Annotated in this window: 8 protein-coding genes and 1 pseudogene; 4 read left to right on the forward strand and 5 right to left on the reverse strand. The window is 59.5% G+C overall.

The window, feature by feature from the left end:
• Positions 1-41: 41 nt before the first annotated feature.
• The 4 genes from HLUSI_RS0124070 to HLUSI_RS0124085 form a co-directional block, all read right to left on the reverse strand.
• Complete coding sequence (locus HLUSI_RS0124070) at positions 42-2,663, reverse strand: fimbria/pilus outer membrane usher protein (RefSeq protein WP_016836370.1); 2,622 nt, start codon at positions 2,661-2,663, stop codon at positions 42-44.
• Between the two features lie 88 nt (positions 2,664-2,751).
• Complete coding sequence (locus HLUSI_RS0124075; RefSeq protein ID WP_040503861.1) at positions 2,752-3,510, reverse strand: fimbria/pilus periplasmic chaperone; 759 nt, start codon at positions 3,508-3,510, stop codon at positions 2,752-2,754.
• 124 nt (positions 3,511-3,634) lie between these two features.
• Positions 3,635-4,189 carry a fimbrial protein gene (locus HLUSI_RS0124080; RefSeq protein ID WP_016836372.1) on the reverse strand — a complete coding sequence of 185 codons (555 nt, stop codon included), beginning with the start codon at positions 4,187-4,189 and terminating at the stop codon, positions 3,635-3,637.
• Between the two features lie 594 nt (positions 4,190-4,783).
• Positions 4,784-5,452: a response regulator gene (locus HLUSI_RS0124085; RefSeq protein WP_040503862.1), complete on the reverse strand. Its 669-nt coding sequence runs from the start codon at positions 5,450-5,452 to the stop codon at positions 4,784-4,786.
• Between the two features lie 57 nt (positions 5,453-5,509).
• Between HLUSI_RS0124085 and HLUSI_RS33135 the strand changes: the two genes are divergently transcribed.
• Together HLUSI_RS33135 and HLUSI_RS0124095 are read left to right on the forward strand one after the other, a co-directional pair.
• Positions 5,510-5,695, forward strand: a complete 186-nt coding sequence (locus tag HLUSI_RS33135; RefSeq protein WP_157137997.1) for a hypothetical protein — start codon at positions 5,510-5,512, stop codon at positions 5,693-5,695.
• A 99-nt stretch (positions 5,696-5,794) separates the two neighbouring features.
• Positions 5,795-6,259, forward strand: a complete 465-nt coding sequence (locus HLUSI_RS0124095) for a fimbrial protein (RefSeq protein WP_157137998.1) — start codon at positions 5,795-5,797, stop codon at positions 6,257-6,259.
• A 63-nt stretch (positions 6,260-6,322) separates the two neighbouring features.
• On the opposite strand, the gene HLUSI_RS0124100 is transcribed toward HLUSI_RS0124095, so the two are convergent.
• Complete coding sequence (locus HLUSI_RS0124100; protein WP_016836376.1) at positions 6,323-7,114, reverse strand: ferredoxin--NADP reductase; 792 nt, start codon at positions 7,112-7,114, stop codon at positions 6,323-6,325.
• A 285-nt stretch (positions 7,115-7,399) separates the two neighbouring features.
• Here HLUSI_RS0124100 and HLUSI_RS0124105 point away from each other — a divergent pair, with 285 nt between their 5' ends.
• Complete coding sequence (locus tag HLUSI_RS0124105; RefSeq protein ID WP_016836377.1) at positions 7,400-9,151, forward strand: autotransporter assembly complex protein TamA; 1,752 nt, start codon at positions 7,400-7,402, stop codon at positions 9,149-9,151.
• Positions 9,152-9,188: 37 nt separating this feature from the next.
• A pseudogene (locus HLUSI_RS30470) lies at positions 9,189-10,090 on the forward strand (translocation/assembly module TamB domain-containing protein); the annotation flags it as partial.

Below are 10,090 nucleotides of genomic sequence, written 5' to 3' on the forward strand. Positions count from 1 at the left end.
TTTTTCATATGCGCGATACGGTCATACTGTCATACGGCCGGTCAGCGCGTCACACTTGTTCCTGCGGTCTTCCCGATCTTCAGATCCTGCTTCTTGCCGGCTTCTTGCGGCAGAAACTCGCAGCGTGCCTCGGCCGTGTCGAATACGATGCCCTTGGCGTCCTTTGGACGCGGCGGCAACTGGTATTGCACCGAACATTGCGCGTTCGCCGCTTCGCCCCAGCGCACCAGCAGCTTTCCCTGATCCTCGTTCGAGGCGCGTACGAACACGCGGCCGCCCTGCCCGGCCAGACCGACCGAATTGCCCTGCGCATCCAGCACCTCGGCACCGAAGGGGACGCCGTCGCCGTTCGGCAGCGTCACCTGGAACAGGATGGAACGGCCGGTCACGGTCGGATACTTCAACATCACGACCGCGCCTGCCCTCGGCGCCACGCGTTGACTGGTCAGCGCCAGTTCGACGTCGGTCGACGAACCTTTCGGATCAATGGCGATTTCATTGAGGCGGTATGGCGTCATGTAAGGCACGACGGCGTAGCCGCGGCCGTCCACCCTCACGCCGGCGGTATTGACCGATGCGCCTTCGGCGTCGCGCGCTTCGACGATGCCGATGGTTTCGCCCACGGACTGCGCCAGAGTGACGCCACCGGGATGGGCGACGATGGCGCCGGACGCCTGCGCCGACATTTGTGTCGCACCGCCGTTGGTGTAACCGTAGCTGCCGCCGACGTTGGCGTAAGCGGCCCGATACTGGCCGTTGACCGATGCATTCGACGAAAACGGACTTTTGCTGGCGCTCACGCCGTAACTGAAAGCGTTGTCCTCTCCCAGCACGCCGCTGAGGGTTGACTGCAGGCTGCTCCCGCCGGCGCTGTCCTTGCTGACGCTGGTGCTCAGGGTTGGCGAATGCACTTCGCGTCCGAGCGGCATGGAAGCGCTGGCGTAGTACTGCGTGCTGGTGGCGCCGGATGCGAGGTCTTTTTGGCGCTGCAGGTAGACGCTATAGGAAATCATCTTCCAGTTGTTGTTATAGCCGGCCTGGTATTGCATCGTCGATCCATCGCGATTCCAGTAATTCTGCATGGAGCTGCTGAGGTAAAAAGAACCGTTCTTTTCGCCCAGCGATTGATTGACCAGGAGTTGCAGCTGGCTGCGCTGGCGATCAATCCGGCTGCCCGGGAATCCCTTGGCGAGCAGATCTTTCGCCTGCAGCAGATCTTGCAGGCGCATGAAGCCGCTGCTGGAATAGCGATACGCCGCGAGCGACAGGTTGGTGCCGATATCCTTTAACAGCTTGCTGTAGTCGGCCCGGTAGCTCTGGCCGGAGCGCACGTCCTGCTCCGAGACCTTGGCGTTCGACTGCGTCACGCTTGCTGAAAACGCGCCGATCCCGGTATTCAACGCGGTGCCGCCGACCGCCGACAGATAATCGTTTGCAACCTGGGCGCCACCGAACAGCGTCAGACTGTTGGTCATGCCACGCTCATAGGTGGCCTGGACGAAATTGACCTGCGGCAGTCCGTTGTCGCGTGTGCGGCCGGCCGTGACACTGTAGCGGCCGACACCGGGACGCAGCAATTGCGCCACGGATGCATACGGCACGGTAAAGCTGCTGCGGCTGCCGTCGGCTTCCGTGATCACCACCGACAGGTCGCCGCCGTAACCGGTCGCGTACAGGTCGTTGATTTCAAACTGGCCCGGCGCGACCGTGGTTTCGTAGAGGATGTTGCCGCTCTGGGACACCGTCACCTTGGCGTTGGTCCTGGCGATGCCGCGCACCGCCGGCGCATACCCGCTCAGGGAATCGGGCAGCATGCGGTCGTCGGAGGCCAGCCGCACGCCGCGGAACGAAAAACTGTCGAAGAACTGGCCCGGCGTGAACGTATCGCCGATGGTCAGTTGGCTTTTCAAGTCGGTCAGATCGCGTTGCAAATAGGTCGCGGTGTTCTGGAACCTTGTGTCGCCGCTGCTTTGCTTGGTCAACGCCGAAAAATTGCGCAGACGCCAGTCGCCGAGGTTGACGCCGCCGTTGAGGCCCAGGTAATAGGAAGTGCTGGACTGCAGGCCCGGCGTGCTGGTGCGATAGGCATTGAAGTTGTAGCCGAGGATCGCCGCATTGACGCCGCGATCCCAGAATTCCGGATTGACGTAGCCGCGCGCCTGCCTGCGCACTGATATCTGCGGCAAGCTGACGTTCAGGCGCAATTCGGCATTGTCGAACAACGCGGTCGCGCTGGGGATCAGATCCTCAAGTTTGAGGCAGCTTTCCGGCGTCATCTGCCTGATGGCTGCAAGCGCCTCGGGCGAGAGTTTTTCAAAGTCGACGCCGGCCATGTCGAGGAAAGAACGGTCGGCACAAAACACCACGTTGTTCGGATCATCGCTGACGCTGCGAAGCACCACATCCGACCGCCCCATCCACGCCTCGTTCACATAAACGTCGGCGCGATAGGTGCCGGCCTGGACCGGATTTCCGTTCTTGAAGCGCGACAAATCCACCGACTTGCCATCCTTGCGCAACAGGAACTGATCGTTGAACTGCGCTTGCGCCAATGCAGTCGGCTTTTTCTCTGCATGCGCGGCCCAGGATGGCAGCGCCGCAAGCATGACCAGGATCATGTTGCACAACGGCTTGCGCTTGAATGTCTGTCGAATGGGTTCCATGGTTTCTACCGTGTCCTCTTGCGAGGACTTTCTGCGTTTCAATGATGGTGAAGAGATGATCTGCATAAGACTTCGAGTCCCGTTGCGATCACTTCGATACGGTTCCTTCGCCAACGACGGCGCCGCCGTAGTCGTTCAGGAATTCGAATTTCACTTTCTGCCCGCCGGCAGGCGTGCTCTTGAGGTCCTTGAGCGGAAACTTCTGGGTGCCGCCCGGCGCCACCATACCGCCCTCGCTGTTCATGATGTCGGGTCCGCCTTCCACGTTGGAGGCCAGGCCGGCATTGATGAGACTGAAGTAATACGGCGTGGGGTTTCTGAGTTCGAGCGCGTAGCCGGAACCTTCGCGCACGACAGTCCATGCAAATTGCGCCGGCCCCTTGTAATACGCGTCCTGGTTATCCAGCGCCTTGGGACGATAAAACACCTTGATGCGTGTACGGAAAGCCATCTGCATGAAGTTGGCGTTTTCTTCTTCCAGCTCGACCGGACGCGGCGGCACTTCGAGCAGGTTCAGGTAAAAAATCGTTTCCTTGTCCTGCGGCAGGGGTTCGCGCGTATGGATCATGCGCAGCGTCTGTCCTTTGCCCGGCTCGATACGGAACAGGGGCGGCGTCAGGATGAACGGCACCTTGGTTTCATCCGGCTTGGCGCTGATATCGCCGGCGTCCATCCACATCTGCACCAGGCCGGGGGACACGCCTTCGTTGCTGAGGCGCACCGAGACTTCTTTTTCGCTGGACGGAAAAATGACGCGTGTGCCGTGGATGATCACGCTTGCCCAGCTGGAGGCAGTGCTGGCCGCCAGCAACAAGGCAACGGCCGTTCTTGTTATGTTGCGTTTCATTTGAATCCTTTTTCGCTGCGATGAATCCGGGTGACGGAGCGATGCCCGACACCCGGGTTCCAGCATAAAGATGGCATCAAAGAAAACCGGCCGAAGACTGGCCCTCTTCTTTGAACCGAACGACTTATTGGAAGTCGAGGCTGTACTGAACGCTGGTGATGACCGTACCGGCTGTCGCTGCACCGGTTGCCACATACTTGGAGCCGTACACGAGTGTCGCAGCGCCGGAGCCTGCGGCACCGGCGAGCGGCACGTACTGGGTGTTTTGCGAAGCTGCACCGACAGCGACATCCGTACCGTCCTGATTGATCAGGCCGACCTGAACGTTGGTAGCCGTACCTGTTGAATTCCGCAGACGGCGGGTAGTGGCGTCAACTGTCGGACCGCCTTCGAAGAAAGCGCGCACAGCGCCGTTTGCGGCAGGACTAGCGCCGTTTTGGGAGCAACCGGTCAGCGTGATCCTGATCGAATCGTTGACAACACCCGCGGTTTGGCCGGCAGCTGCCAGCGCCGTGGTTGGCACTCGCGGCATGTTGACTGCGAAGCTCGGGGTGCCGCCGTTGATGGTGCAGGTCTGGGCAGTAATGGTGCCGTTGAAGGTAATGGTGCCGTCAGCCGCCTGGGAAACGGCTGGCGCAGCTGCAACAGCCAGCAAAGAAGACAGAATGATTTTTTTCATGGTGATACTCCAAATTGAATTTAAAAATTTTCGCAATTCATGCAGATGCCTGAACCTGCAAAAAATCTCGCCACACATTCATCCGATAACGCCGGACGACGTTGCATTGCGTAGCGCGACCTTGCGTTGAACATGTCGGTTTGTTGCTCTGACAAATTCATCACAGGACGCATCATAGGGATTCACCGATACCAAAAATATAAGAAAAATCTCAAACTGATTTTGGTGAAAAAATCCGACAGAAATCCATTGAGACAAGCACGAATATTGCAGAGCGTGGCGCGACGCGGCGCCGTCAAAAATGAGTTTTGACGGCGTTCCCTGCTCCGGCACTACGATTCCGTGTGCGGAAAAGAATGGTTTTCAGGAAGAGAAGAAAGAAGGGACGCGCGCATCTCGCATCACAAGCTGCGGAGGAAAAACCGGAAAAGGAAGAAAAGAAAGAGCGCGCCCCATCTGCTGCGCTCTGTCGAAGACGATTGTTGGCTACTTTCGCGACGGACGGGATCCATCGCGGTTCCCTGGCAGCTTCAATCTTTTTTTGTCGCGTGTGCCACTGTTGCGAACACCAAAATTTTTATCGGGAGATAAAAATCAGATCATGCCGGTTGCGTACGCGTACTTGATCAAGTCTGCGTCAGTAGACAAGCCCAGCTTGCGCATGGCGTTGTTCTTGTGCGTGCTGACCGTGCTGGGCGTGCGCGACAGGCGATCGCAGATATCGCCCAGCGAGCAGCCGCCGACGAACAGGCGCATTACTTCCAGCTCGCTCATGGTGAGCTCTTTGTTTTGCGTGAACGCGTCGCCTTGCGCCCAGCTCATTTCGAGTTCGCCGCGTAGCGACACCGGGAAATAAACTTGCTTGGTCGATTGCGTGGCCAGACAGGCGTTGACCAGTTCGTCGGCTTTTTCCTTCTTGCTGATGACCGAGAAGACGCCCATGCGATACAGGCGCTTGACCACGGCGCTGTTGCTCATGGCGGTGTAGACGATCAGCTTGGTGGACGGAAACTCGGCGCGGATGCGCTTGATCAGCACGAAGCCGTCGGCCTCGTCCCCTCTGTCGGTCGGCATGGCGAAGTCGGTGATGACCACTTCGCATGGCGTGCGCTGCAAGGACTCCAGCAGTTCATCGCCGGTGTGCGCCATCAGCACGATACGGAATTCCGGCAGGCGACCCAGTTCATGCTTGAGTGCATTAAGCACCACCGGATGATCGTCCGCAATCGCGATTTGCAGAACCTTATTCAAAATTAAACTCATACATTCTCCTATCATTAATTTGCACGCTTAGCGGCTTCAACCATACGCACATCGTGCATGTGCGATATGCCCCTCAAAAAATATATGATCTGGAGTGGCCGCCGTCTTGCTTGGTTCCCGGCTGCTTTTTCGCCAATCTGCGCAAAGCGTTTTTTCTCCTATGAAGCCGCTATTTTTTTAAATTGTGAAAAAGCAACAGCAAACAAAATTATCGCGACATATAATCTAGAAAAAATTCAATAAATCACAAGCAATACCCTCTCAAACTCTCGAAAAAATTCGATATACCATCGGATTGCATAGCCCGTTTCAGCAGCCAATTTTTCGAGGAGTATCTTTGCCATGTCCACCACTACCCGCTTCCAGCGCCTTGCCGTCTTTGGCCTCATCAGCACGTGCTCTTCATTGGCTTTCGCCGTTGGAGGAACCATACGCTTTTCCGGTGCGATAGTCGAACCGGCTTGCACCGTACAAAACCAAACGATAGACATGAAAACGCTGGCCGCGTCACGCACCGGCGGCAAGATCCCCTTGAACGTATATTGCAACGCTAATCAGTCGGTGCAGATTTCGATGCAGGACATGGGTACGGCGACCGGCCGCAAGACGTTCGACGGCGGTGTTGCCGGTGCGGAAGTTGCCATCAGCCATGGCGCGGCGCCGGTCGGTCCGGGCGATGTCATCAACTACAGTTTCAAGGGAAAGCAGGCGATGTCCGTTCCGTTGACGGCGACCTTGCGCAAGGCGGCGAACATCGACGCGGCCGCAATGCACAGCAGCGTGCTGGTGTCTTTCGATTATCGCTAGGAAAATGCACGCGGACTGCTTCGCCATCTGGTATAGCGCGTCCGTTGCGCATCCTCACTACCGTCACCAATAATCTTCAGTGATGAACTGCCCTCCGCCGGCGCGGCGGCATGGGCCGAGTCCGCGCTCGCGCAGGATCTCGCGCACTTCGGTGATCATGTCGGGATTGCCGCAGACCATCAGGCGCGATGCGTCGGCATTGATGGCCAGCCCGGCTTTGCGTTCGAGGCTGCCATCGCGCAATGCGCTGGTGATGCGTCCGTGCAGGCGGTCGGGATGTGCGGCGCCATCGTCGCGCGTGGTCATGGGGATCAGCTGCAAGCGGCCCGGCAGGTTTTGGGCTGCCGCCTGCTCGCGCAAGCTTTCAAATTTTTCCCGGTAGGTCAGTTCTTCTTCGTGACGCACGCAGTGCACCAGCACCAGGTTGCGGAATTGCTGCCAAACTTCACGCTGCTGCAGGATGGAGACATACGGTCCCAGGCCGGTGCCGGTCGCCAGCATCCAGAAGTCGTCGCCGCCGCTGAAACGGTCCGGCGTCATGAAGCCGTAGCTGAGTTTTTCCAGCCATACCGGATCGCCCGGTTTCAGGGCGTTGAGCGCGGTGGTGAACAGGCCATTGGGAACCACGATGGCGTAATACTCCAATTCGTTTTCGGTCTCGGCCGAGGTGATCGAATAGGCGCGCCAGACCATTTCGCCGTTGACCTGCAAGCCCAGCCGCGCAAACTGGCCGGGCGTAAAACGATATTCAGCGGGTCGCGTGGTCCGGAAGGTCAGCAGTTTGTCGGTCCAGCGATGCACGGAAACCAGGGTTTCCTGCGTGGCTTTTTCGGTTGCCGGGATTTGCGCGTTCACGTCCTTGCTCCTTTTCTGCGTCCTAACGTCCAGCGACGTTTAAGAAAAATCTCAAAAATGCCCTGTACAGGGCTTGCTTCATTGCGTCTGCCGCTTTGCCGGATACAATGGCGGCTGGTGGTCGCGAAGAATCGTTCGCACGTCCGTTCGCTCCTTCAATAGCCATGAGCCTTGCAGGGGAACTAATCCCCTCCGGCAGGGCCACAACCTACATCCTAACCGCACTTCCGCCTGAACGCCCCGGCAAGTGCTCGATTACAAAAAGCCAGAACCAACGAACACCCGATGAAATGGACTTGCCGATTAGCGATTGCCCTCCTGTCCTGCGCTGCCGGCGCGGCGCATGCCGCCTACAAGGTTGAGATCACCGCACCCGATACGCTCAAGAAAATCCTGAAAGAACACCTCGATCTGGTGCGCTACCAGGATCGCGCCGACCTCAGCGAAGAACAATTGCAGTTCCTGCTCGACACCGTCAGCGACCAGGTGGTGCAGTTGGCCTCGACCGAAGGCTATTTTTCGCCCAGGACCGAAGTCCGTCTGGACAAGGACGGCAAGCAGGAAAAAGTGGTGCAGCTGCATGTCGACGCCGGCCCGCAGACCAAGATCAACTCGGCTGACGTCGGCGTCTCCGGCGCGGCCGCCGAACAAGACCCCGCCCGTGTCAGCGATATCCGGGAAACCTGGGCGCTGCCGCCGTTCCGCCAGGAAGATTGGGACAAGGCCAAGAACCAGGGCCTGGACAAACTGCAGCAACAGAAATACGCCGCCGCCCGTATCGCCGAGTCGCAGGCCAGCATCGATCCGGACGACCAGCAGGCCGACCTGAGCGTGCACTACGACAGCGGCCCGCGCTTCACGCTCGGTCCTCTGCAGATCAGCGGCACCAAGCGCTATCCGGAAAGCATCATCCGCAACGTCAACCCGCTCAACGTCGGCGAAGAGTACGACGTCAACCGCCTGCTGTCGCTGCAACGCCAGATCCAGAACACGCCCTACTTCAGCAACGCCATCGTCGGCATCGACAACGATCCGGAAAACGCCGACATGGCGCCCGTGAAAGTGCAGGTTACCGAGTTCGCAACCCAGCGCATACGTACCGGTCTCGGTTACGCCACCGACACCGGCGCCCAGGTCGAAGGCCGCTATTCGCACTACAACGTATTCAACAAGGCGTATGTTTTCGACAGCCAGTTGCGGCTTGAGCAGAAGCGCCAGTACGGCCTGCTCAACCTGGCCATGCCGCCCGACGGCAAGGCCTTCGTCAACAGCGTCAACGCCTCGATGGAACGCACCCGTCTCGAAGGCGTCGACCTGCGCAGCCTGCGCACCGGCATCAAGCGCGCCCGCACCGGCGAGTTCTACGACACCGCCTATACGCTGACCTATTACCGCGACCAGCTGCAACAGGAAAACGGCGCCACCCTGCCGGCCGACACGGTCGTTTCGCAAGGCACGCACCAGGCGCTGGTGCCGGGATTCTCGTGGGCGCGCCGCAACGTCGACGATCCCATCTTCCCGCGCAAGGGCAACCTGCTGACGCTGGAAACCGGCTTCGCCGTCAAGGGTGTAATCACCGACCAGACCTTCGGCCGCCTGTATGGACGATTCAAGCAATACCTCCCGGTGGCCAAGCGCGACCTGATCATCCTGCGCACCGAGCTCGGCGGCGTGTTCACCAAAGGCTCGGCATCCGAAGTGCCGGCGTCGCTGTTGTTCCGCGCGGGCGGCAATGATTCGGTGCGCGGCTACAGTTATCAAAGCATCGGCAACGAAGTCAACGGCACTGTTTATCCAACCAAATACCTGGTGACCGGCAGCGCCGAGTACCAGCGCTGGTTCAGCGAGAACTGGGGCGCTGCCGTGTTCTATGACATGGGCGCGGCGGCGGACAACTGGAGCAACAAGACCTTCTATCATGGCGTGGGCACGGGCGCGCGCTGGCGCAGCCCGGTCGGCTCGCTCAACCTCGACCTGGCCTACGGCGTGCAGAAGAAGCAGATCCGCCCGCATATTTCGCTGGGCATCGCTTTCTGATGCCGTTGACCATCCATCACTTTTACCCGACCTAAGCATGACCGCACCAACCGCCACCGATCATCCTGAAGACCAGCAAGCGCCCGAGCCCAGGCGCGAAGGCGCCGGACGTCGGGTGCTTTACGTATTGCTCGCGGTCGCCACGTTGTTGCTGGCGCTGGCGGCGACGCTGGCGTGGGTGGTCGGCACCGACAGCGGCACGCGCAGCGCCTGGCGCCTGGCGGTCTGGAGCATGCAGGGAAAATTGTCCGGCGTGCACGGCGGCGGCAGCCTGGCGGACGGCGTCCACTTGCGCAATCTGCGTTACCGCGACGCCGCGATGCAGCTCGACATCGATCGCATCGACGCCGCCTGGGATCTGTCGCTGAGACAGCGCCGGCTGACCGTCAGCTATCTCCGCGTCGGCACCGTCGACATCAACAAGCAGCCATTGCCGCCGACGCCGACCATCATGCCGTCGTCGCTCAGTCTACCGTTGGCGCTGAACCTGAACGACGTCTCGCTGCAAAAACTGATCCTGCAGCAAGGCACTTCCGTCACCGAACTGAGCGGCCTGCAATTGCATGGCACTTCAGACGGCGTCCAGCACACGCTGGTGCTGGACAAGCTGACCACCGCCTTTGGTCAAGCCACCGCGCTGCTGCACCTGAACGGCAAGCAGCCGTTTGCACTCAACGGCGGCGTCGAGCTGGCGGGCCTGTATCAACAGGATCAACAGGATCAACAGGAAAAGAGCTCTGAAAAATTCCAGCTCGCGGCGCAATTGTCCGGCTCATTGCAAGAGCTCGGCATCGCCCTGACCGCCACCGGCGACAAACTCAACGGCAAGGCCGACATCGTCGCCACGCCATTTTCCACGGTGCCGCTCAAACGCGCCAAGGTCGACCTGCAGCACGTCAATCCGCAAGCCTTCAGCAACGGCGCGCCGAAAGCCGATCT

It is taken from the genome of Herbaspirillum lusitanum P6-12 (assembly GCF_000256565.1).
Lineage (GTDB): Bacteria > Pseudomonadota > Gammaproteobacteria > Burkholderiales > Burkholderiaceae_D > Herbaspirillum > Herbaspirillum lusitanum.

Coding starts and splice junctions, on each gene's coding strand:
- HLUSI_RS0124085 (WP_040503862.1), bottom strand. CDS start 5,452: ATGAGTTTAATTTTGAATAAGGTTCTGCAAATCGCGATTGCGGACGAT.
- HLUSI_RS33135 (WP_157137997.1), top strand. CDS start 5,510: ATGTGCGATATGCCCCTCAAAAAATATATGATCTGGAGTGGCCGCCGT.
- HLUSI_RS0124075 (WP_040503861.1), bottom strand. CDS start 3,510: ATGAAACGCAACATAACAAGAACGGCCGTTGCCTTGTTGCTGGCGGCC.
- HLUSI_RS0124070 (WP_016836370.1), bottom strand. CDS start 2,663: ATGGAACCCATTCGACAGACATTCAAGCGCAAGCCGTTGTGCAACATG.
- HLUSI_RS0124095 (WP_157137998.1), top strand. CDS start 5,795: ATGTCCACCACTACCCGCTTCCAGCGCCTTGCCGTCTTTGGCCTCATC.
- HLUSI_RS0124080 (WP_016836372.1), bottom strand. CDS start 4,189: ATGAAAAAAATCATTCTGTCTTCTTTGCTGGCTGTTGCAGCTGCGCCA.
- HLUSI_RS0124105 (WP_016836377.1), top strand. CDS start 7,400: ATGAAATGGACTTGCCGATTAGCGATTGCCCTCCTGTCCTGCGCTGCC.